The following is a 24,639-nucleotide window of genomic DNA, read 5'->3' as shown; positions in this document are numbered from 1 at the left end:
TAAACGTCGCTCAAGCAAACAATGCCGTAGTTGCAAATGATCACTCTCAAATGACAATCTCTGGAGGGAAATTCGAATCCATAGGGGAAACGATCTCTGCTCAAGGAGACAGTACCATCACTTTAACAGACGATGTGCAAATCACATCATCTAAGGACAGTGGGCTCCATGCACAAAATGGTGGTACAATCAATATGAAAGGCGGAACCATTACCGCTTTCGATACCGGTGCTATCTTCGAAAACAGTAAGAACAACAAAAACAAATTAGAAGGTGTCGGAATATCGAGCAGTAAAAAAGATGCGCTACTGAATGCTGGAGTATTTGCAAACCTAAAAAGTGATGTCGTTTTAGAAAATATACACGTTTCTCAAGCAAAAGATGCCATAGTTGGAAAGGATCACTCTACGATAACAATCTCTGGAGGAACATTTGAAGCAAAAAATACAACAATATCTGCTCAAGACGGTGCTACTATCACTTTAGCCAACAATGCACGAATCGCATCATCTGATGGTGATGGACTCCATGCAATAAACGATGGTGTAATCAATATGAAGAGAGGAACCATTACCGCTTCAAAAGCTGGTGCTATCTTCTCTAGCAGTAAGAGCGATCAAAATACACTGGATACGGTAATAATATCGAGTGGTAAAGACGATGTACCAATGGATTTTGGAATAATGGCAGAGAAAAAAAGTACAGTCGCTTTAAAAGATGTACACATTTCTCAAGCAAACAATGGCGTAGTTGCAAATGATCACTCTACAATAACGATCTCTGGAGGATCATTTGAAGCAAAAAATACAACAATATCTGCTCAAGACGGTGCTACTATCACTTTAGCCAACAATGCACGAATCGCATCATCTGATGGTGATGGGCTCCATGCAAATGGTTCAGAAACAAAAATCACAATGGCAGAAGGAATGGTAACTGGGAAAACAGCAGCATTGTTTGCAGAAAACGGTGGACAAATTAATGTGAAAAATATTTCTGCAACAGCAGAAGAAAGTGGTATAAAATTTAAAAACTCTGAGAAAAATACAACTTCAGAAATCAATTTAACCAATTCAAAGTTTTACGTTGAAAACGGTATCGGAATTGACGCAGATGGATCAACCAACACTGTCAATCTTAGCAAAAAATCAGAAATCCATGCTGATGTTTTATTAGCAACAAAGGGTTCAACTGAAGAAAATAATTTCACTTTTACACTAAATGCTAATGACTCCGTATTAGAAGGCAGAGCAAATATTGCACAACAGAAAAACGTACTCTTTGACCTGAAAAACGGCACGAAATGGATTTTGAAAACCAGTACAAAAGAAAAAGATGCTGATGGTAACTTACTTGATATTGCGCAAAGATCACGCTCTGATATTTCTGTGCTTAATATCAATGACAGCTCTCTTGTTTTTGCAGAACCAACAGAAGGTCATTACCACACATTGCATATAGGTTCTGGAAAACCAGACACTAAGGCAGTTTATAATGCCTCTGGGAATGCAGAAATTTACTTTAATACTGCATGGAGTGATGGTACACCAGTAGCCGATCAAAAAACTGACCGTCTTATCATTCATGGTGATGTCAAAGGCTCCACAACAGTTTATATCAAAAGCGATGCAGGAGATAAAAATAGTGTACTCAATGCTTCCGGTCCTTCGAACGTAGGCGGGTTTTCACTGATCCAAGTTTCTGGGCATGCCGATGAAAACTCTTTCAAATTAACGCATGGCTATACAACAATAAATGGTTTGCCTTATAAATATACGCTGACGGGCTACGGACCTGAATCAAGCTACGATCAAGCCAATGTTGAGCAAAGCTTATTTGATGAGAAAAACGAAAATTTCTGGGATTTTCGTTTACACAAGATTTTCCTTGACCCTGAATCAAAAGTAGAAGCACTTGTTCCACAAGCAGCAAATTATTTACTCATGCCAAATGCTCTCTTCTATGCTGGATTGACTGATATGGTTCAGCAAAATGCACTGTTAGTCAATATGAGAACATCTGTCTTAGGAAAACAACAAGAACAACAGAACAGCTTCTTCTTAAACACCTACGGAGGAACAAGAACATTATCTTCTGAAAGTGCTCCCCTTAAATATGGTTATAGCGGTGCTCATCTTCGCTATGCAGCTCTCCAAGGGGGGATGAACTTTGCTGCACTGAAAGGGCAAAATACCATAACACATTTCGGTCTTGTAGGAACCTACGGGCAACTTTCTTTTACTCCAAAGAATATGCAAGATGCAGCGAAAACCACCGTGGATAAATGGTCACTCACAGCCTATGCCAGTATACAGCATGACAATGGTTTCTATCTTGATCCCCTTGTATCCTATGGCATCCTAAAAGGAGATATCAGCAATGCCATCATTGGAAAAACTGCAAAATTGAAAAATGCAAAGATGTTAAACATCTCCACAACTGTTGGTAAACAATTTGCCACCGGTATTGCAAGTGTAACATTTGAACCTCAAGCGCAAATTGCCTATCAACATTTGATGTTTGATACCATTTCAGATGCTGATAATCTGACTATTGATATGAATAATCCTCATCAATGGTTGATCCGTTTTGGAGGACGTTTGAACAAAACTGTTGTCACTGCTGAAAATAGGCGTGCTGTTTCCTTCTACGGAAAAGTGAATGTGATCAAGACTTTTGGTGATGATCAAGCAATCCATATTGGAAAAGATTATCAAACTGATCCTATGGGCTCTTTGCTTGAAGGTGGACTTGGTATCAGTGCACAAATGTCTCAAAATGTCTCGCTTCATGGTGATGTCACTTATCAACAAAAGCTTCAAAAAACTGGTATATCTGGAGCAAGTTTTTCAGGAGGTATACGCTACCAATTTTAAGGCTAGGCCATAACAACAAGTGTATTGTTAGCTATATATTTTATCAAAAAGGGCAACAAAATGTGTTGCCCTTTTTTCAGGTGTGTTAAATCTGCCATTCTTTCCCTCTTCTTTTCACATAAAAAATGTGCTGAAGAATATATGTCTCATACAACAAACATAATAAAAATCTTCAGCAAATTTATGCAACACACTCAATAAGAAGTACTCAGTACAAAAGTCTCGATCAGTGCTTTTGATCTTTAAATATAAAACATATTTTCCAGCCACAGTGATAACTTATTTCATTTTTGCTTATTGCTCACAACTGCATTTTCTATTAATGCAGAGAAAATTGTAAACGATGTTATATACCTTCAAAAAAAATCCATATAATGTAATATTTACTTAAAATATTGTTGCTAAATAGTAATTTTATATGCAGATGTTTCTGCCACGGCAGAAAGTAGAGGTATGATATTTGAAAAATCTAAGAACAATAAAACATCACAAATCAATTTGATCAATACAAAACTTCAGATTGAAAATGGTACTGGAATTCATGCCAATGAATCAATTGATAGTGTCAACCTCAACAATTCAAAAGTATGCGCTGATGTTTTATTAGTAACCAAAGCTGCAACAAAAAATAATAATTTCACTTTTACACTAAATGCAAATCACTCTATTTTAGACGGCGAAGTAAGTACTGAAAAAAAATTCAAAACAGTTTTTGATTTGCAAAACAACACGAAATGGGCATTGCAAACCAGTACAAAAAAAGATGCTGATGGTAATTTACTTGGTCTTACCCAAAGAACACGTTTTGATACTTCTGTCCTTAATATCAACGACAGCTTTGTGGTTTTTAAAAAACCAATAGGAGATCGTTGTCACACATTGCACATAGAACCTGACAGATCAAATACTAAAAAAGTCTACAATACAACAGGAAAAGCAGAAATTTCTTTCAATGCTGAATGGAGTGATAGCACTGCTATAAACGAGAGCAAAAAACTGATCATCTTCTGATCCATGGTTATGTCACCGGATATTTAAAAAAGAACAATATTAAAGAAAACACTTCTGCTCCTACCAATGTATGCAGTGTTTCACTGATTCAAGTTTCTGGAAAAGCAAATAAAAAATCTTTCAAATTTACAAATGGCTATATCACAATAAATAGTTCACCTTACCAATATATACTGAAAGCCTATGAGCCAACGTCAAACCATAGTAAGACAAGTACAGAACAGAAGCTATTAAGAGAAAATAAAAGATTTTGGAGACTTTCGCTTACAACCAGTACTTCTTGATAGTGATTCAACGGTAAAAACTGTCGTGCCATAAATACAAGCCACTTGATTATGCCAATTGCCCTTTTCTATACGGAATTGATCGATATGGCTCAGCAAAATGCGCTATTAGTCAATATGAGAACATCTGTCTCAGGGAAACAACAAGAAAAGCAGAACGGCTTCTTCTTATATACCTACGGAGGGACAGGAACATTCTCTTCTGAAAGTGCTCCCCTTAAATATGGTTATAGCCGGTACTCATCTTCGTTATGCCGCGCTCCAAGGGGAGAACTTTGCCACACTGGAAGGGCAAAATACCACAACACATTTCGGTATTGCAGGAACCTACGGAATGTTTTCTATCGTGATCTCCTTGTATCCTATGGAATCCTAAGAGGAAATATCAGCAAGGCCATCATTGGCAAAACCACAAAATTGAAATCAGCTATCAACAAAAATCTCAAAACACTAGGTATATCTGGTACAAATTTTTCAGGAAGAATATGCTATCAGTTTTAAGATAAGGTTGTAAAATAATAGGTGTATTGTGATCTGTACATTTTATCAAAAAAGGCAGTACAATATACTGTTTTTTTTATTTAAAAATCTGCTTCTCTTTTAAAAAGCTTCTTTTTTAAAAGAGAAAACAGCAAAAATAGTCGAATAATTATCATTGACCGTTGAAAATTTTTCACAACATCTTCTTCTTTTGCAAAAAATAAAACTTAAGTATTTTTCAATAAATAAGATATAAAACTGTAAAAAAGAGTGAACAAATCAAAGAGAGAAAAAATTAAACTATATCCAAAAGAGTCAATTTTTCCGGGAAGTACAGCATCATTAATAACCTGTTATTTATCACAAACTAAATACTCAAAATTCTACAATAAAAACTTCTGAACATAAATTTACAATCAAAAAATCGTGTAACCATACTAGAAAAATAATGCACCTCATGAGTCCATGCAGATGACTCATAACGCGGTATGTCTAATAGGATTAAAAATATGAGAGCTAAAATTTCTCTCAATAAATTACACTGATAAAATTTTACACTATAAAAATACCAAAGCTTTCCATTGCAACAATGACACTAAATATTTATAGAAACCTCAAACAGCCGAAATTATATTTCCTCTTCTATAAAACCTATCCGACACTTTCTTCTCTATGAGCAATAGGCTCAATACTTGCTTCAAAAAACATCTTTGTATAGTCATGTTGTGCATGTAAACTGCGTAAATCATCATTGCTAAGCTCTTCAAGAATAACCCCTTTATGCATGATCCCAACACGTTCACAGATGTGTGCAACAACAGCAAGGTCATGGGATACCATCAAATAAGTAAGCTTTTTTTCCTCTCGTAACGATTTCAACAAATTTAAAATTTCAGCCTGCACCGACACATCTAATGCAGAGGTTGGCTCATCAAGCAACAAAACCTCTGGTTCGATAATTAAAGCACGTGCAAGAGCAATCCGCTGACGTTGCCCTCCAGATAATTCATGCGGATAACGATAAAGAAATGAAGAATTTAAACCAACAGAATTTAAAGCATCACGCACCCGTTCCTTTGGATTATCCATCCCATGGATTTTGAGAGATTCAGAAAGAACAGTATGAACCATTTTTCTTGGATGAAGCGAGGCATAAGGATCTTGAAAAACCATTTGAATACGACGTAGAAAATTCTTATCTCTTTTTTTTGTGACTTCTTCTCCATCAAAAATGAAACACCCACTATAATCTGGAATAAGCCCAACCAATGTATTCAAAATGGTTGATTTTCCACATCCTGATTCACCAATCAAGCCGTAAGCTTCACCACGCTTAATATGAAAGTTAACATTTTTAACAACCGTTATGGCTTTGTGCCTATGCCCAAAGATTACTGATAAATTAGAAACATCAACTATATTCTCACAATTGATCATGGGGTAACTCCTTCAACACCATTAACAATCGTAGGATGATATAACCAATTAGAATCACGTTCAGGAACAGCTAAAACATCAACAGGATTATCAAGCCGTGGCAAACTCGCTAGCAGAGCTTTAGTATAAGGATGACAAGCGCGAGATAGATCACACGCAGGCAACTCTTCTAACACACGGCCTGCATACATAACCAAAACACGATCACAAAAATCAGCAATCATATTCAAATCATGACTAATGAAAATTAGTCCCGTTCCAGATTTGGTCACCAACTCATCCAATACCGATAAAACTTGGCGCCTTACTGTAATATCAAGTGCAGAGGTTGGCTCATCTGCAATAATTAAATCAGGTTTAGGAATAAGCATCATCGCAATCATCACACGCTGTCCCATTCCACCTGATATTTCATGAGGAAAGAGGCGCATAACATGTTCTGGATCACGAATATGAACAGATTCCAACATAGAAATTGTCCGCTTCCGCGCATCAGCCTTTGAAACACGGTAATGAATACGGTAAGCCTCCATAATCTGTTCTCCAATCCGTATTAATGGATTAAGTGAATATTTGGGATCCTGTAAAATCATTGAAATACGCTTCCCCCGAATAGTACGCATCTGAGCTTCACTTGCATGCAATAAATCAACCTCATCAAAGCGCATCTTCTTAGCTTTAACAATAGCTGCTCTTGGGCTCAATTTGAGTATCGCGCGCCCAGTCATCGACTTTCCAGACCCAGATTCACCAACAATTCCAATTTTTTCTTTTCCCACGGAAAAGTTAACGCCGCGTACAACTTCTGCAATGCCACGTCTTGTAGGAAAATCAATACGTAAATCTTCTATCTCTAATAATTTTTTAACCATTGCGTGGATCCAACACATCACGAAGCCCATCACCCAACAAATTGAAAGCAAGGCTTGCTAACAATATTGCACAACCTGGTATCGCTGCTAACCACCAATTTGTCATCATAAATTCACGCCCTGTCGAAAGCATTGCTCCCCATTCAGGACTTGGCAGTTGAGCTCCCAACCCTAAAAAACCAAGACCAGCAGCCGTAAGAATAATTCCAGACATATCTAATGTTAAGCGTACTACCACTGAAGGAATACACATCGGTGCAACATGAAACAAAATAATCCGCAAAGCAGATGCCCCTTGTAAACGCACTGCAGAAACATAATCAGATGAACGTATTGTCAAAGTTTCAGCACGTGCTAAACGCGCTATTGGCGGCCATGCTGCAATTGAAATGGCAATCGATGCATTTTCAATACCTGGTCCCAAAGCTGCTGAAAAAGCAAGAGCTAAAATCAAAGCTGGAAAAGCAAGAAAAATATCAACAATGCGCATAAGAAAAGTATCGACCCATCCTCCTACATAGCCAGATACAGTTCCAATAATGAGTCCTATTGGTCCCACGATAATTGTAGTGAGAAAAACAACATAAAGTGTAATACGCGCACCAAAAACGAGACGACTAAAAATGTCACGCCCCAATTCATCTGTTCCAAAATAATGCAACATAGAGGGGGGCTGCAATCGAAGCGTAAGGTCGTTGCTCATAAAATCATCAGTAGCAATCCAAGGAGCAAAAATCGCACATAAGACAATAATAAAAATAATAATCAGACCAAATACAGCCGAAAAATTACGTGAAAACTTGATTAATGCATGATAAATTCTTTGTGCGTTTGCCTGAAATACTGACCGTGGAACAGCTTCATTTAACCAACGACCCAAAAAAAATGACGATTGTGATTTATGATGATGAATGATTGTCATATTCAATGTGTCCTTGGATCAAAGATTCGATAAAGCAAATCAGAAAATAAATTAATAACGACAAAGAGAAATCCTACAAGCAATGTACACCCGACAACTGCATTCATATCTCCAGCTAAAAGAGCATTCGTCAAGTAATGCCCAAAGCCAGGCCAAGCGAAAACCGTCTCCGTTAACACAGCACCTTCGAGTAAAAAAGCATACGAAAGTGCAACAACAGTGATAACCTGGACTGCAGCATTACGAAAAGCATGTCCCCAAACCGTTCGCGCCAACGATAATCCCTTCACACGCGCAGTAATGATATATTCCTGATTAAGCTGCTCAATCATAAACCCACGAGTCATACGACTAATATAAGCCATAGCACCGAAAGCCAAGATTAAAGCAGGCATAATAATATGACTGAAGACATTTCTAAAAGCTTCCCACTGCCCCTGACGAGCAGTATCCCAGAGAAAAAATCCTGTTTTAGATTCAAAAGAATATTCATAAATAAAATCAAGTCGTCCTGGACCACCAATCCAACCAAGCTTAGCATAAAAGATTAATAAGGCCATTAACCCAAGCCAAAAAGTTGGGGTAGAATAACTCACAAGTGTAAAAATACGGACAAAGTAATCAATAAATGAATCGCGATACATTGCGGCAAAAACACCAAAGGGAATACCAAGACTCGTACCAATGACAATAGCAACTGTGGCAAGCTCTAATGTTGCTGGAAACACGCGCATAATATCTTCTAAGACAGGACGCCCTGAAGTTAAAGAATCTCCAAAGTCAAACAAAAATATATTGCGAAGATAGTTCCAGTATTGGACAATCAATGGCTTATCAAGACCTAACTTATGAAACATTGCATCATAGGCCTCCTGACTGATATTATCACCAAGAATAGCGAGAACGGGATCTAAAGGAAGCAGATGACCAATAAAAAAAGTGATGGTTACCAAACCAAGCAGAGTGAAAAAAACTGAAATAAGCAACTTTAATACCTTGAAAGAAAAGTCCCATACGAACATTTTTTTCTGCTTTTGAGATACTGCTCTTTCAGATTCTGAAAATGGCAAAACCATTATAACATCCCCCTCCATAGCTACCAAACATAAAGCTAACACCTTTTTACACAATAAAGAAAAGCCTTATCAAGCATACTCCAGGCTCTTCTTCATAACATGTTTTATTTTTCTGCATCATTGTAATAAAGTCTAAAGCTATTCCAAACCCATTTTTTTACTGCTGGACCCATACCAACGGTGTAATATGTCTGAAATAAATAGACCATAGGACCATGATCAAACACATAGTACTGTAGAGCACGATACTGCGAAATACGCTTATTTTGATTTTGTTCAAACAAGGCGTCCGTCACCATTTTATTAATATTCTCATCATAATACCCAGCACGCCAAGCCAAATACATATTGTGCTTTTTCGTAAATGTTGGATCAGGATTAAACACATGATTTAATGAAGCAGGGTGCCCATCAGGATCAGCGCTCCCCCACCCCATAATAGCAGTGTCATAATTTCCACCACGCACGCGGCTTAACAATTGATTTTGTGCCATTTTTTCAATTGCGAGCTCAACACCAATTTTGCGTGCATTGGCTTGAATAGACTGCGCAACAGAAGACATATAACTAAGGCTGCCAACTAAAAGATTAACCTTAAAACCGTTAGGATAACCAGCCTCACGGATCAACTGTTTTGCTTTTTTTAAATCTAACTTAAAAGGCAGCCCCTCTTTTTCATCCAAAGCACCAGGAATTCCCAATGACATATAACTCGCCCGCGGAATTGCAATACCCTTTAAAACAGTGTTCCCAAGACCTTCATAATCAACCAAATAACGAAACGCCAATCTTACTTTTTCATGAGCAAAAATTGCATTCTTGTTGTTTAGCGATAGATAAATAATCTGCGGTCGCAAAACACGGCTAATTTTGACAACCCCTCTTTGTCTTTCAATATCCAAAACATCTTCTGAAGAAAGATCACGCGCTATATCTACATCACCTTTTTCTAAAAGGAGTCTCTGACTCGCTGATTCAGCAACGTGCTGCACAACAATCTGCTTAATTTTAGGGATGTCCCCCCAATAATGTTTGGTCGCCTGTAATATAACTTTTTCTCCGGGGATCCAGCGTACCAATTTATAAGGTCCAACACAAGCCGAATGCGTAGCCAAATACTTATTACCCATATCTCCAGCAATACTCTCTGCTTCAATTGTTTGCCGATCAAGCAAAGCAGAAGCATAAGACTGTCCTATCGCCGTCAGTATAAGTTGTATAGGATAAGGCTTATCTAACTTTAGTTGTAAAGTTTTATCATCAAGAGCCTGAACATTTGTTTCAACGTTGTTTTTAGTGAATCCATAATCCATCAAAGATTGAGCATAACTCAATCCTAACTTAATAATACGTTGCATTGACCACGCGAGATCCTGCGCTGTCGCCCTTCTCCCATCATCAAATTTCAAATCATCACGAAGATGAAAAACGATTCTTTTCCCGTTATCTAAAACATCCCAAGATTGTGCCATAGCAGGACGAATTTTTGTGGGATCATGCTTATCATATTGCACTAACGCACTACAAATATTCGTCAATAATTCACTCGTGACAACCTCAACCGTTTGAGCTGGATCAAAGCTACTAATGGAATCAATATTCCATGCCATCACCAATGTATCTTGAGATGACGCGCTGAATGCTGATGCTATAGACCCATTTAAAAAGCCAATCGTGCTTAACAAAACACAAAAGTTTTTCAAACTTCCTCTTTTTCTCATTTTAGTATTACCCTTTGCATTTTATTTTATCTTTCTCACACAAAATGCTTTGACGTCTTTTTTTCATCACTTTCCAGTATAGCCTTATCAATTTTACCGATAAAACATTCCAAGATAAGTCTCTCACAAACTAACCTATAACTGAAATCCATACCATCTGTAACAAAGTAAACAGAAAGCTAAAAAAAATACTATTTTCTATACTTATCAATATTACTGCCACTATAAGTTAAGCATATCATATACCTCCCCCGCAACTTTATACCCCAAGCTCTTAAAAAAAACTTTTGTAAGGAGATATTCTTCATCATGCACATTATGATCACGTTCTTTATTGTATTTTATGACGCTTAACATGTGTTTATTTTTCAATTACATTATAAAAAATACGTGGTGCACTATTCCAAACCCATTTTTTAATATCAGGTGTCATAGCAACAACAGCGTACTTCTGAAAAATGAAAGCGTAAGGCCCTTTTTGCATAAGTTCATGCTGCAAATCAGTATAGATTTGTGCCCGTTTTTGCGGATCTTTTTCAAACAAAACCCCTTCGACTTTTTTATTCATAGCTTCATCCAAATACCCATGGCACCAACTCCCATAGCTTGTATTTTTTGCTTCAAACCGATTATCAGGATTGTAAATAAGGCGTGAAGCCATTGTATACGGATCCACAGAGTCACTATTCCATCCCATAAAAATTGTATCAAAACTACGTGCATAAAATTTTGAAAACAACTGCGTACCTGCTAAACGTTCAAGTTTAAGATGTACACCCACTTTTTTTGCATTATCTTGCAAAGATTGAGCAATAGGCAAAGCATAAGGAGAATTACCTATTAAAAAATTAGCCTTAAAGCCTTCAGGATAACCTGCCTCGGTTAAAAGCCGTTTTGCTTTTTGAAGATCAAATTTAAAGGGTTGCCCTTCTTTTTCATCCAAGGCTCCAAAATTACCAAGAGGAACAAAGCTTGCACGTGGAACACCAACACCTTTGAGAACACTATTTTTAAGTCCTTCATAATCAATAAGATAGCGCATCGCCAAACGCACTTTTTCATTAGCAAAAATTGGATTTGTCGTATTAAAACCCCAAAACAACATGGCGGTCCCCAATACTCTTTCAACTTTAACATCTGTCGTTGCTTGGAGATCAGCCATATCCTCAGGTATCAAATCACGTGCAACATCAACATCGTGTTTTTGTAACAATAAACGTTGCGTTCCAGGTTCCGCAACATGGCGAATTAAAATCTTCTTCAATTTAGGCACTTCACCCCAATAATTGGAGCTTGCACGCAATAAAACAGCTTCTCTAGGATGCCAACTCATCATCTGGTAAGGACCAACACAAGCCGCATGACTGGCCAAATACCGGTTTCCCATATCACCATCTTTTTCATGCTTCATGATCGTTTTACGATCAAGCAAAGCAGTCGCACGACTTGCAACAATATCGTTAAGAATAAGTTCTGCTGGATAAGGTTTATCCAATTTCATCACCACCGTTTTTTCATCAGGTGCTTGAACAGCAGAATCAAAGTTTTGTTCTGTAATACCATATTCATTAAATAATGTCGCCACAGCCATCTTTAATTTAACAATCCGCTTCATACTCCAAACAAGATCATGAGCGTTAGCAGGACGACCATCGTTAAACTTTAAACCATCGCGCAAATGAAAAGTCAGCACTGTACTCTGGTCATCGCCTGAAACATCCCAATGTGCTGCCAAAGAGGGAACTATTTTTGTTGAATCATCTTTAGCAGTACTGACTAAACTATCACAAACATTTGCAAAAATTTCAGCTCCATAAACGTCATTAATCTGTGCGGGATCAAATGTATTTATTGCATCGAGATTCCAAGCCATCACAAGCGTATCAACAGGCGTTCTTGCTGAAACTTGTTGCACAAACATTCCCAGAGCGATAAGAGCAGAAACAAAAGAAGTGCTGCCTTTCAATACCTTTCTTTTTACGTTCATAGACTTTTCCTTTTAAAGTTCATTATAGCAATTAACTATTCTGAAATAACACAGCAATTTTATACAACGAAGAGTGGATAAAAGACATATTAACCAAACTATAAAGATATATTTACTTATAAATACATAATCTTTATTTTACTTAAACTAAAGAAAACACAACATATCTTCTTCCAACCAGAGTATTACCTCCACATCCCAACACCTCTTTGCAGCCCCCATTAAGCTATATCTGCTGCCAAATTGAATACGGAAACTATATTTAAAATAATCAATGTGCAAACTTTAAAAATAACCGTATCCCCTCAGACACTCAATTTCAAAGTGCACACGCATCCTTACTGCACTATCAAATGCTGAGTGAAAAAAGCAGCAAAACACAAAAAAACATCTTTCTTAAAACTCTGCTACTCATAAAAAAACGCTTAATCTTTTGAAAGTAACGCGTAAAAGAAACCTTTCACATTTATTAAGAATCCCAAACGAGTCAAAAGAGATAAAATGTTCATGAGAAATATCCCCCTCTAAACTGTATCTTTCCAAAAACATAACACCCAATAAAAGAATATACGATAAAAGGCACTTCCTTATTGGCAAACTTATTGGCAAAAACAAAGCTCACTATACATAAGTCAAAAAAATATACCTGGATTATAAACCCTCCCCAATTTCAACGTTCATCATTACTTTGCAACCACAAAAATATACACCAAACAACACACCGCAAAAACTCTCACTTCCAACGGAAAATTCTAGAGACTAGACTAAGTGATGTAGTGGATACAAATCCATCTGAGTTTAAGCATCCTCCCCAAAAATCGGAGCTTCCACGCAGTAAAATTACTCTTTCAACAAGGAGGCTATCAGATAATAAGTAATACAAGCATTTGGTAATCAGATGCTGTATGAAGAGAAAAATTGTCATATATTCAACCCCAAATTTAACAAATATATTTCATGAAATTTCAAAAAAGGAACACTACAATAACAGCACCACACCAAAAAACGTGAAAACCACTTTGCCTTCATCAACAACTATAAACAAAATGTCTATCATTTGTTTTATGATAACCGCTATTAAATAAAAACAGATACATATTAACTCAAAATCAATAACAGAAATTGCTCTCATCATAATTTCAGAAATTTTAAAAACCATTCTTGAAAAACCGGTAGCTGAATCAGCCATGTTAAGAAGAAATAATCCAATAGCAACAAAGAAACAAAAGCCTAAAATCATTCTCTATTCTTTTATTACTCTCTTAAACAATATGTCCCTTTAGGAAACAGCTACTGTGCAAATTTACCGACAAAAACACCCTTCCAGATGATCATTAACAATTCCTACAGACTGCATAAAAGCATAACAAATTGTGGGACCAATAAACGTCCAACCACGTTTTCTCAAATCTTTAGAAAAACGAAGAGAAGCAGGTGTTATAGGATTAGCCACTAGTGTTTGAAAATCTATTTTTTCATAACGCTCCGATTGTGGTGGTTGAAAAGACCAAAAATAATCAGATAAACTCCCCCACTCTGTTATAATTTCTTGTGCTCTCAATGCATTATTAAGCACCGATCGAATTTTTCCTTGATGACGCACAATACCTTTATTCTGCATCAACATTTGCACCTTTGCTTCATCATAATGCGTAATTTTTTCGAAATCAAAGTGATCAAATGCATCTCGAAAAGAAGAGATTTTTTTTAAAATTGTCAGCCAAGAAAGCCCTGCCTGAAAACTCTCAAGACAAATTTTTTCAAATAAACGGCGATCTTCAAAAATGGGTTTTCCCCATTCATTATCATGATAAGCACAATAAAGTGGATCATCTCCTACCCATGAACAACGAACTTTTCCATCCGCTCCCATGAGAAGCCCTTCATCAAACGTCGCATTCATATTAAAAGAGTGTTCCTTGATCATCTTTTTTCGACTTTAATCGTCTCAATTTCGAAGATCGGTTGAGAGCGTGATCATGCACTGCAACACGAATTTCACCATCAAAAAAACGTAAATTGATTTGCCCTGTTTCAGGAAACTGCACCAACCGTTTAATGGGCTTATTCTCTTTCCCCAAAACCAAAACAAAGCCACGCTCCAAGATATTCTGATACGAAGTGCTCTTTAAAAGCCTAAACGCTACCTCTAGCTCAGCACGTTGTTTTTCCACATTGCGCATAAAGGCACGATAAAGACGCGCAGTATATTCCTTTGTACTATGTTGTGCTCTTTCAGTATTCAGCAAACGCGGTGCAAAACGAACAGCAACTGCATGAAAATAAAAACGTTTTTTATCATAGCTAACACAAAGAGCACGCTGCAATCGGCTTGCAACTTCATCAAAACCACGTCGCGGTAGAGCAAAAAGTTGGTCAGCAGTTGGAAGAGCACGTCCAATCACACGCAATTTTTGTCGATAAACGTCCAAATAACGCGCCAATCCCACCCGCAAACGTGCAGCAAGAGACGCCACGTATACTTCAAGATCAAGCTTGACGGGAACAGCCTTCTCTGCTGCTCCTGTAGGAGTTGGAGCACGCCAATCAGCAACATAATCAATCAAGGTCCAATCCGTTTCATGCCCAACAGCAGAGATAACCGGAAGAGTAGATGTGTAAACAGCACGAACAACAGCTTCATCATTAAACCCCCACAAATCTTCTAAACTTCCTCCTCCCCGCGCCACAATAATAAGATCAGGTTTTGGAACAGGCCCTCCTAAAGCAAGCGCATTAAAACCTTCAACAGCAGCTGCCACTTCCCGTCCACTTGTTTCCCCCTGAACACGGACAGGCCAAACCAAAATATGCAACGGAAAACGATCTGATATACGATGAATAATATCACGAATAACAGCACCTGTTGGTGATGTCACCACACCTATAATTCGTGGCATATAAGGCAAAGGTTTCTTCTTAGCTTCGTCAAATAAACCCTCTTCCGCAAGCTTTTTCTTACGATTTTCCAGAAGTGTCATCAAAGCACCAACCCCCGTTGGTTCGAGTGTTTCAATAACAATTTGATATTTTGATGACCCAGGATAAGTTGTCAGTTTGCCAACAGCGATGACTTCCATCCCTTCTTCAGGAGGAAATTTGAGCTTTTCCATAGATCCACGCCAAATAACAGCCTCCAACCGTGCCTTATCATCTTTTAAGGCAAAGTAAGCATGCCCCGAAGCGTGGGCCCCACGGTAACCTGATATCTCCCCACGCACCCGCACATAACCAAACTTCTCTTCAACAACGCGCTTTAAAGCTCCTGCTATTTCAGATACAGTAAATTCTACTACATTCGTTGCACCTGTTTTTTCACTAAACAAACTTACCATTTTTCAATTCTTTACACCTGTTCCTGTCAATATTTTTGAAACATTGCATCTTTAACCTGTTGATTTATATTTTTGTGCAAATACCCATAGTACCAACTCAGATACCTGTATTCTTAGCCTCAACCCTATTATGAGAGTTGTAAAGAATACCTAAAGCCATTACATAGAAATTCATAGAGCATTACTCTGTCTTATAAGATTCTATCAACGACAGCTGAAATATTCAATCTTAACATCCACACAAACACACCCTTCATGAGAAGACCTTGAAGTGAAATTCTCTATACAACATAGCAATTGATTACCAACAAAATTCAACGTATTGCAAAATTCTTCAACGCTTTACAATATATCAAATATATTGTGATGATGTTCTTTTATCTTTTATAAACTTAATACCCTCTTATTTTTCAATCGCACTATAAAAAATACGTGGTGCACTATTCCAAACCCATTTTTTGACATCAGGTGTCATGGCTATAGTGTGATAGGTCTGATAAATAAAAGCGTATGGTCCTTTTTGCATAAATTCACGCTGCAAATCAGCATACATTTGCGCCCGTTTTTGTGTATCTTTTTCAAACAACGCATCCTGAACCTTCTTGTTCATATCTTCATCCAAATACCCATGGCACCAACTCGCATAGCCTGTATTTTTCGCCTCAAACCGATTATCAGGATTGTAAATAAGGCGTGAAGCCATTGTATGGGGATCAGCAGAGTCATTATTCCATCCGAAAAAAATCGTATCAAAACTACGTGCAGATAGTTTTGATAACAACTGCGTACCTACAAAACGTTCAATTTTAAAATGTACCCCAATCTTTTTTGCATTGTCTTGAAGAGACTGAGCAATGGGCAAAGCAAAAGGATAAGGAGATGCCCCTGCAAAAATCTTGGCCTCAAAACCATCCGGGTAACCGGCCTCGGTTAAAAGCTGCTTTGCTTTTTGAAGATTAAGTTTAAAGGGTTGTCCCTCTTTTTCATCCAAAGCTCCAAGACTACCAAGAGGAATAAAGCTTGCCCGTGGAACACCAACATCCTTAAGAAGGGTCTTACCAAGTCCTTCATAGTCAATAAGATAGCGCATCGCCAAACGCACTTTTTCATTGGCAAAAATTGGATTTATCATATTGAACCCCCATATGATTACAGATGGCTCTAACACTCTCTCAACTTTAATATCTGTTGTTGCTTGAAGATCCGCTATATCCTCTGGCATCAAATTACGTGCAACATCGATATCGCGTTTTTGCAACAATAAACGTTGTATTCCAGGCTCCGCTACATGACGAATGAGAATCTTTTTCAATTTTGGCGCTTCGCCCCAATAATGGGAACTTGCACGCAACAAAAGAGCTTCCCCAGGACGCCAGCTACTTATCTGATAAGGACCCACACAAGCAGAATGGCTTGACAAATACCAGTTTCCCATATCACCATTTTTTTCGTGTTTCATAACGGTTTCACGATCTAGCAAAGCAAGAGTACGACTAGTAGCAAAATGGCTCAGAATAAGCGTTGCAGGATAAGGTTTATCAAATTTCATCACCACTGTTTTTTCATCCGGTGCTTGAAAAGCCTCATCAACATTTTGTTTCGTGATACCGTATTCATTAAATGTCGCCGCATTAGCCATCTTCAGTTCAACAACCCGCTTCATACTCCAAATAAGATCATTGGCATTAGCAGAACGACCATCATCAAACTTCAAACCATCACGCAAATGAAAAGTAATCACTGTACTCTTGTCATCACTTACAATATCCCAATTCTTTGCCAAAGAGGGAACAAGTTTAGCTGCATTATCTTTCGCTGGTTCAACTAAATTATCACAAATATTGACAAGAATTTCATTACCATAACGGTTATTGATTCGTGCAGGATCAAATGTACCTATTGAATCCAGATTCCAAGCCATCACAAGCGTATCGGCAGGTGTTTTCGCTGAAAGGTGTTGCATAAATATCCCCAATGCAATAACAGTAAACACAAAAGAACTGCTTCCCTTCAATATTTTTCCTTTCAAGTTCATAGACTTTTCCTTTTAAAGTTTATTGTATAAATTTCCCATGCAATAATAACGTGCAAGAAATCATAAGATCAGACTCAAAAAACACACCTCCTCGAAATAAAATAACAAAACCCTCAACAGCAGCAAACACTTACAAACCCCTCAGCCCTTTTGAGCAGCTATGGGCACAACCAGAATATGCAACAGAAAACGATCTGATAAAAAATGAAGGTATCACGCATAACAGCGCTGCTTAGTGATGTTATAATGTTTACAATTCAGAGCATATAAGGCAAAGATTTGTTCTTTGCTTTATCAAACAGGACTTTTTACTCAAATTTCTCTTTGCGCTTTTCTCAAAAGTATTATCAAAGCGCTGACTTCAGTTGCTTTAAGAACCTCAATAAAAATTTGATATTTTGATGATCCTGGATAAATTGTAATTTTCTGACAGTGACCATCCCCATCCCTTCTTCAGAATTGAGTTTTCCATAATATCACATCAAATAATAACCTCAAACCTACATTTTATCATATTTTAAGTGATAAGGAGTGTAACCTAAAGTATGAAAAGAGTAACCTGATCCTCAATACCCACATACAATATTTTTTCACAAACACATTTTACAGCCCCCGCTCTTTATAAAAACACTGGATTCCACCCCATTCGTTGCACTTAATTTTTTGTAACAAAAAAATTTATCATTTTTTCAATGCATATAGACTAAAATACCAATACTAATATTTATAAAAACTTAGTTTTGTAGCATTTAACAATCCCTTTATAAAATAGAATATCTTGAAATTACATTCTATACACAACATATTAACCTATTATGGAATCTTCGAAATAATGAAAAACTTTCATCATCATGCAAAATGTCGAAACATTATAAAATTACCTTGTAAATTCCCGCAAACTAAAGAATATCCACTAAGTTAATGAAAGGAATACTATGAAAATATTGAGAAAAATGCCGACAGAACACGAACGCGTTTCAGAAACTAGTAAAGAAGTTACACCAGTATTAAAAGGCGGTCAATTCGAAAGAGAAGTAAGAAAAAATAACAAAAAAAACATCGTTTCTTCTTTACAACAATAATACCATTGTATTACACAATAAAAGAATAATACATCTTAAGATGTGTAAAAACGAACATAAAGGAAAAATATGTCCAATTCTTTTCATGCATTTCTTAGAGGTACATTAGGGCGCGTTTCTGTAAAATTACTCATCCTTTCGTTTCTCGCTGGCATCGTAATAAATTTTCTTGGCTGGACACCTCGAAGTCTTGTACAAATAATTATAAATTTTTTAAAACCTCTCTGGAAAACAGTGTTTATAACTTTTGCAAACTTTTTTCATATAACCATAATGGGAGCCATCATTGTTGTACCTATTTTTCTTTTTTTGCGTATTTTTTATAAAAAATAAATGCTTCAGCCTTTCCCGTATACTAGTCTTTCCGAAAAATCAGACGACATAAAAAGCCTGTACTAATAGCCACGATCACCGCAATAATGCCATATAAAAAGCTATGCCTATGCGCTGCGTGAAAGATTGTATAAGCAATATGTGCTTTAACAATTTCAAGAGTTGTGGTTGCACTATCAATAAACTGCCCATCGCGAAAAAGATAAGCATGGGCCTGATAATGTCCAACAGGAATATTTGCCGGTAAACGAAAATGTGCTGTAAAAAGTGTGTCAGAACCAAAACGAACACCACCCATTTCCTCATGATAAAGATTTTTAGCTTTTTGCAATTTTATAAGTTCATCACGAAAGATTTGTATTTTTTCCTGATCTTGTTCATCAGTCTGCAGTAACAAATAGGGCAATCCTATCCCCAAGCGTTTATAATCTTCAACGCCAGCAATATCATTAATTTCACGCGTTGTGACCATAGAATAAAAGAGGGGAACATTTTTAAAAATAAGGGAATCTGCATTAACCCAAACCCCAGCATTACGTTTCTTTTCTCGCATAACCATAGGTCGAGCTTGCCCCTCCAAACTTACAATAATATCATAACGATTCTGTTGAGAATACAACGGCTCGATATTTTCCAAAACACCAGCAATATAAAGATCACTACCATCGAAATGTGCGTCAACCGTAATCGTATTTGTCGTTACGATAATTTGGATAGTTTCATGATCCACTTTATCAATGCGTGCAGCCTTCGTGCCAACATGTACCCACATAGAAAAAGAAACGAAATAAAAGCAGCCTGTAATGATACATAAAGAGAAGAATCTACCCATTTTTATTTCATCAAAACATTCAGAGAAAAAAGATTATCAGGGCGTACAAATAATTGAAAAGCAAGACGCATACATACAATTAACACCAAAAATGCGAGCGCCATACGCAATTGTTCAGCCTTTAATTTTCGTCCAGCTCGTGTTCCATATTGCGCACCAATACTTCCCCCCATCATCAATAAAAAAGCTAAAACAATATCAACTGATTGATTACTCATACTTTGCAAAACTGTAGTAAAAGAAGAGACAAATGTAATCTGGAAAAGTGAAGTTCCAATCACCACACTGGTTGGGACACGTAGAAGGTAAATCAGTGCTGGTATCATAAAGAACCCTCCACCAATTCCCATAATAGAAGACAATAACCCAACAATGAGACCAATCCCTAAAACAGGAATAATGCTGACATATATCATTGATGTGCGAAATCGCATTTTAAACGGCAAACGATGGATCCAGTTATGTCTCCCAGCAAGACGAACATTGACTTTTTGTGCTTTACGTTGGCGCATCATATCGCACCAACTTTCAATAATCATCAAACTTCCGATACTCCCAAGAAGAATCACATAAAGAAGAGAAATCATTAAATCTAATTGTCCCAATTTTTTCAGCACAGAAAAAATCTGAGTTCCAAGGAAAGAACCAATTCCCCCTCCAACCGCTAAAAGAAGGCCAAGTTTGATATCCAGAGTGCGTCTTCTAAAATGTGTAATTGCACCGGTTACAGATGATGCAATCATTTGGTTAGCTCCTGTTCCAACAGCAATAGCAGGAGGTATATTATAAAAAATCAATAAGGGCGTGATAAGAAAACCACCCCCAATCCCAAAAAGGCCTGAAAAAAAACCAGCAATGACTCCCATACCAATCAAAACCAGCATGTTGAGCGACATTTCAGCAATTGGTAAATAAATACTCACTTACAGAACCTTCAAGATAATTTGAGGTTTTTGGAATAATTCGAGAACTTCATCTTCTCTCTTATTATCCCTTTTTCTAATAATCTTTTTGCGTGTTTAATAAAGACAATTTTAGAAAACCATATATGTCTTTGCAAAATTATGAATGAGCAACACACATTATATCATTTAACCTAACATCAAAAATTAAAAAAACGAATTCCTCTTAAAAATCCATAAAAACATAACGTTATCGCCACAATAAATGCAATGATTAAAAAACACCTAAAGAATTTTTTAACAGAAGAATAAAACAAAAAGAAAGTTCCTTTAGACTCTGTATTTAAGGAAAGAGATGGATCATTCTCAATGCACCAACCAGACTCTTGGATATCAGAGCACTTTTCTTCTATCATAGCATGCCCCACAATCTCCTCAGCCTCTTTGAAGGAAGATTTCGTGATATGATTTAGCAAAGAGTTTTTATTCTCTTTTTGCAATAAGTTTTCAATATTTGTTTGACTTTGAGTTGTGCATTTTTGTCTTGAAAAGTTTGGTACTTCTTGGAGTAATGAGCGTTCTTCGTTCTCCTCACATGTTATATTAGCAAGCTTTTGCACAACAGAATCAAGTGATTTTGAACGAGACATACGTTTTTTTATCATCGCTTCTTCTAGGTTTTTTTTTTCATTCTGCAAATTCTGAACAAGCGTTTTAATCTGCTCTAGATATTCAAAAAGCTTTTTTTCTTTTTGGCGACGGATATAGTGCTCAGCCAAAATTGCCCGACTGATGTCATCTAAGTAAGATTTAAACCCCTTTTCTACAGAACTTTGCGATGTCAAAGGACGTGCCGAATGCTTCCTCTGCATTTGTGCATAAACAGAGCGTAATTTTTTAGCAATGTCCGACATTGTGATTTCAGTAAGCACATCCCTCCTCCCCTTTTGTTCCGCAACAAAAACAGAAGAATTATTTTGCTCAACCTGCTTTATAGTATGACTCTTCCTATTCAAAAACACTACCCCTCATTGTATTGCCAAATGTTATGTTTTATGTATTTTCTGCAAAGAATTGTACAGATAATTGGTAAGAATGCTCTATTTTAGTAAATAGAGCTTTAAGAATTTCTCAAAATATTTATGCGTATTCTTTGATTTTACTGCTTTTAAGGTTTAAATTGAAAAATCAGTTCTTCATTTTACTTTTTTCATTCTTTTGCTATTGCATTCAAGTCCTCTTGATTTGTTATAAACTGTTTATGTGGAACTAAAAAAGAGCCTCCTCATTTGTTACTCTAATACCATTTACTATTCCGTATCTCTTTTATTTTAAGCTCTTTTAAAGCTATGATGAGGATATTCATTTGAAATGAATACGTATTGTTTTTTATTCAAACGAAGGTGGCGATTATTAACGCATACAAAAAACAAAAGAGAGGAATAACAATGATAAAAAAGCACAAGAAAATTTAAGAAAGCTTATATAATGACTACATGAGATTCCATTCTAAAAAATTTGGTTTCTTATGATTATTACTATAAACTTGTAATCATACAAACGAAGAGGATCATCATGAAGATAATTGTCGCTGTCAAACGTGTTGTTGATTATAATATCAAGATACGCGTCAAACCCGATAGCACAGGCATTGATCTATCCCATGTAAAAATGTCTATGAATCCTTTTGATGAAATTGCCGTCGAGGAAGCAATTCGTCAAAAAGAAGCTGGAAAAATTTCAGAAGTTGTTCTTGTTTCAATTGGACCAGAAGCCGCACAAGAAACTTTGCGAACAGGACTTGCAATGGGTGCTGATCGTGCCCTTCTTATAACGACAGAACAAACTCTTGAACCCTTAGCAATTGCTAAGATTCTTAAGGTTATTGTTCATGAAGAAAGAGCAGATATGGTCTTTTTGGGAAAGCAAGCCATTGATGACGATAGTAACCAAACAGGACAAATGCTCGCCGCTCTTCTTGGCTGGGGACAAGCAACTTTTGCCTCACATCTGAACATAGAAAATGGACACGCAACAGTCACTCGCGAAGTAGATAATGGTACCCAAACCCTTTCTCTGCCTCTCCCCATAGTGATGACCGCTGATCTACGGTTAAATGAACCGCGTTACACTTCTCTACCAAATATCATGAAAGCAAAAAAGAAGCCCATTGAACAAAAGGCTCTTGCTGACCTTGGCGTAGATACACAGGCGCGCTTAACAATTCTTAGTGTTGAAGAGCCTCAAAAGCGTCAAGCCGGTATCAAGGTGGCTAATGTAGTAGAACTTGTCAGTGCACTAAAACAAACAAACCGTATTTAATATTCAATAACCGAGATCAAAAACAACACTGTATAAAAGGGCAAAACTTATGGCAATTCTTTTATTAGCCGAACAAAATACAGAGGAAACCGCAAAAGCACTCACCGCAGCTCGATCAATCAGCGATAATATTGATATTTTAGTTTGTGGAACACAGGTTCAGACAATCGCCGAAAACAGTGCTAAACTTTCTGGTGTACGACAAGTTCTTGTCGCTGAAGCTGATTATTTAGCACATTACCTAGCAGAACCTATGGCAAATACAATTGTCGAATATGCCAATGATTATGATGTGGTCATGGCTGCCTCTACCAGCACTGGTAAAAATGTCATGCCGCGTGTAGCTGCTCTTCTTGATCTTATGCAAGTTTCAGATATTGTTGCTGTTCTTGCACAAGATACCTTTAAACGACCCATTTATGCAGGAAATGCATTTGAAACTGTACGCACCAATGATCATAAAAAGGTGATAACTGTTCGTACAGCATCTTTTACACCAACTCCCTTCCAAAATAACACAGTTCCCATTAAAACAATAACACCAGCTCCTAATCCAAATCTTTCTTTTTTCATAAAAGCAGAAACCAATAAAAGTGATCGTCCTGAGCTTACCTCAGCACGTGTTATTATATCAGGTGGGCGTGGTCTTGGTTCACAAGAACAATTTATGGCCCTTCTCCTCCCCCTTGCAAACAAGCTGGATGCAGCTTTAGGTGCCAGCCGTGCAGCTGTTGATGCCGGTTATGCCCCTAATGATTGGCAAATTGGACAAACAGGAAAAGTTGTTGCTCCTGAACTCTATATTGCCGTTGGTATTTCCGGTGCAATCCAGCATTTAGCTGGTATAATGGATGCACAAGTTATCGTAGCCATTAACAAAGATGAAGAAGCACCCATTATGCAAATTGCTGACTATGCCCTTGTCGGTGACCTTCACCAAATTATTCCAGAGTTAGAGAAAGCCTTATAAACTATGAATGTACCTTTGCATCAACAATGTGGAACTACAGAATTTAACAGAATGATTGTCGGAACAAAAGCTCTAAAACTTTTCTCCATAAAACTTGCTGACTATGCCCTTATCGGTGATCTTCACTTCATTATTCCAGAACTGGAGAAAGCTTTATAAGCC

At 37.1% G+C, this 24,639-nt stretch carries 21 protein-coding genes; 8 read left to right on the top strand and 13 right to left on the bottom strand.

Features of this window, described 5'->3' with window-relative positions; translation table 11 throughout:
• The first annotated feature begins 194 nt into the window (after positions 1–194).
• From J7R07_RS06930 to J7R07_RS06920, 3 genes are all read left to right on the top strand, one after another.
• Positions 195–2,876: an autotransporter outer membrane beta-barrel domain-containing protein gene (locus J7R07_RS06930; RefSeq protein WP_425489186.1), complete on the top strand. Its 2,682-nt coding sequence runs from the start codon at positions 195–197 to the stop codon at positions 2,874–2,876.
• A gap of 453 nt (positions 2,877–3,329) precedes the next feature.
• On the top strand, positions 3,330–3,887 hold the full coding sequence (locus J7R07_RS06925; RefSeq protein ID WP_208436142.1) for a hypothetical protein: 558 nt from the start codon (positions 3,330–3,332) through the stop codon (positions 3,885–3,887).
• 507 nt (positions 3,888–4,394) lie between these two features.
• Entirely contained in the window at positions 4,395–4,547 is a 153-nt protein-coding gene (locus tag J7R07_RS06920; protein WP_208436141.1) for a hypothetical protein, read from the top strand.
• A gap of 755 nt (positions 4,548–5,302) precedes the next feature.
• Here J7R07_RS06920 and J7R07_RS06915 read toward each other — a convergent pair.
• The 10 genes from J7R07_RS06915 to J7R07_RS06870 form a co-directional block, all read right to left on the bottom strand.
• A complete protein-coding gene (locus J7R07_RS06915) occupies positions 5,303–6,088 on the bottom strand; it encodes an ABC transporter ATP-binding protein (protein ID WP_208436140.1) in 786 nt (261 codons plus the stop codon).
• Positions 6,085–6,960 (bottom strand): ABC transporter ATP-binding protein, encoded by an 876-nt coding sequence (locus J7R07_RS06910; protein ID WP_208436139.1) that lies wholly within the window; start codon positions 6,958–6,960, stop codon positions 6,085–6,087. The genes J7R07_RS06915 and J7R07_RS06910 overlap by 4 nt, the downstream gene beginning before the upstream one ends.
• A complete protein-coding gene (locus J7R07_RS06905) occupies positions 6,953–7,882 on the bottom strand; it encodes an ABC transporter permease (protein WP_208436138.1) in 930 nt (309 codons plus the stop codon). Before J7R07_RS06905 ends, J7R07_RS06910 begins: the two co-directional genes overlap by 8 nt.
• 2 nt (positions 7,883–7,884) lie before the next feature.
• Positions 7,885–8,958 (bottom strand): ABC transporter permease, encoded by a 1,074-nt coding sequence (locus J7R07_RS06900; RefSeq protein WP_208436137.1) that lies wholly within the window; start codon positions 8,956–8,958, stop codon positions 7,885–7,887.
• 104 nt (positions 8,959–9,062) lie between these two features.
• The gene (locus J7R07_RS06895; protein WP_208436136.1) at positions 9,063–10,679 is read right to left on the bottom strand and encodes an ABC transporter substrate-binding protein; all 1,617 of its coding nucleotides are present in this window, start codon (positions 10,677–10,679) and stop codon (positions 9,063–9,065) included.
• A 361-nt stretch (positions 10,680–11,040) separates the two neighbouring features.
• Complete coding sequence (locus tag J7R07_RS06890; RefSeq protein WP_208436135.1) at positions 11,041–12,666, bottom strand: ABC transporter substrate-binding protein; 1,626 nt, start codon at positions 12,664–12,666, stop codon at positions 11,041–11,043.
• Between the two features lie 979 nt (positions 12,667–13,645).
• Entirely contained in the window at positions 13,646–13,906 is a 261-nt protein-coding gene (locus J7R07_RS06885) for a hypothetical protein (RefSeq protein ID WP_208436134.1), read from the bottom strand.
• Between the two features lie 63 nt (positions 13,907–13,969).
• On the bottom strand, positions 13,970–14,593 hold the full coding sequence (locus J7R07_RS06880; RefSeq protein WP_208436133.1) for a DNA-3-methyladenine glycosylase I: 624 nt from the start codon (positions 14,591–14,593) through the stop codon (positions 13,970–13,972).
• Positions 14,571–16,001: an exodeoxyribonuclease VII large subunit gene (gene xseA / locus J7R07_RS06875; RefSeq protein ID WP_208436132.1), complete on the bottom strand. Its 1,431-nt coding sequence runs from the start codon at positions 15,999–16,001 to the stop codon at positions 14,571–14,573. Before xseA ends, J7R07_RS06880 begins: the two co-directional genes overlap by 23 nt.
• Positions 16,002–16,404: 403 nt before the next feature.
• Positions 16,405–18,036 carry an ABC transporter substrate-binding protein gene (locus tag J7R07_RS06870; RefSeq protein WP_208436131.1) on the bottom strand — a complete coding sequence of 544 codons (1,632 nt, stop codon included), beginning with the start codon at positions 18,034–18,036 and terminating at the stop codon, positions 16,405–16,407.
• 935 nt (positions 18,037–18,971) lie between these two features.
• Here J7R07_RS06870 and J7R07_RS06865 point away from each other — a divergent pair.
• Together J7R07_RS06865 and J7R07_RS08425 are read left to right on the top strand one after the other, a co-directional pair.
• Positions 18,972–19,118: a hypothetical protein gene (locus tag J7R07_RS06865; RefSeq protein ID WP_208436130.1), complete on the top strand. Its 147-nt coding sequence runs from the start codon at positions 18,972–18,974 to the stop codon at positions 19,116–19,118.
• Between the two features lie 69 nt (positions 19,119–19,187).
• Complete coding sequence (locus J7R07_RS08425) at positions 19,188–19,451, top strand: DUF6460 domain-containing protein (protein ID WP_246464868.1); 264 nt, start codon at positions 19,188–19,190, stop codon at positions 19,449–19,451.
• Positions 19,452–19,473: 22 nt separating this feature from the next.
• Here J7R07_RS08425 and J7R07_RS06860 read toward each other — a convergent pair whose 3' ends face one another.
• From J7R07_RS06860 to J7R07_RS06850, 3 genes are all read right to left on the bottom strand, one after another.
• Positions 19,474–20,283 (bottom strand): TIGR02186 family protein, encoded by an 810-nt coding sequence (locus J7R07_RS06860; protein ID WP_208436129.1) that lies wholly within the window; start codon positions 20,281–20,283, stop codon positions 19,474–19,476.
• Positions 20,284–20,285: 2 nt separating this feature from the next.
• Positions 20,286–21,206 (bottom strand): sulfite exporter TauE/SafE family protein, encoded by a 921-nt coding sequence (locus J7R07_RS06855; protein WP_208436128.1) that lies wholly within the window; start codon positions 21,204–21,206, stop codon positions 20,286–20,288.
• A gap of 179 nt (positions 21,207–21,385) precedes the next feature.
• Positions 21,386–22,201: a hypothetical protein gene (locus J7R07_RS06850; protein WP_208436127.1), complete on the bottom strand. Its 816-nt coding sequence runs from the start codon at positions 22,199–22,201 to the stop codon at positions 21,386–21,388.
• Between the two features lie 559 nt (positions 22,202–22,760).
• Here J7R07_RS06850 and J7R07_RS06845 point away from each other — a divergent pair.
• The 3 genes from J7R07_RS06845 to J7R07_RS06835 are packed head-to-tail and all read left to right on the top strand — an operon-like array spanning position 22,761 to position 24,636.
• Positions 22,761–23,507, top strand: a complete 747-nt coding sequence (locus J7R07_RS06845; protein WP_208436126.1) for an electron transfer flavoprotein subunit beta/FixA family protein — start codon at positions 22,761–22,763, stop codon at positions 23,505–23,507.
• Between the two features lie 49 nt (positions 23,508–23,556).
• Complete coding sequence (locus J7R07_RS06840; RefSeq protein WP_208436125.1) at positions 23,557–24,477, top strand: electron transfer flavoprotein subunit alpha/FixB family protein; 921 nt, start codon at positions 23,557–23,559, stop codon at positions 24,475–24,477.
• A gap of 3 nt (positions 24,478–24,480) precedes the next feature.
• Positions 24,481–24,636, top strand: coding sequence for a hypothetical protein (locus J7R07_RS06835; RefSeq protein ID WP_208436124.1), 156 nt, complete (start codon positions 24,481–24,483; stop codon positions 24,634–24,636).
• Positions 24,637–24,639: the final 3 nt, after the last annotated feature.

The organism is Bartonella phoceensis (genome assembly GCF_902825145.1).
Classification (GTDB): Bacteria; Pseudomonadota; Alphaproteobacteria; order Rhizobiales; family Rhizobiaceae; genus Bartonella; species Bartonella phoceensis.
This window is presented reverse-complemented; position numbering and strand designations above follow the sequence as displayed.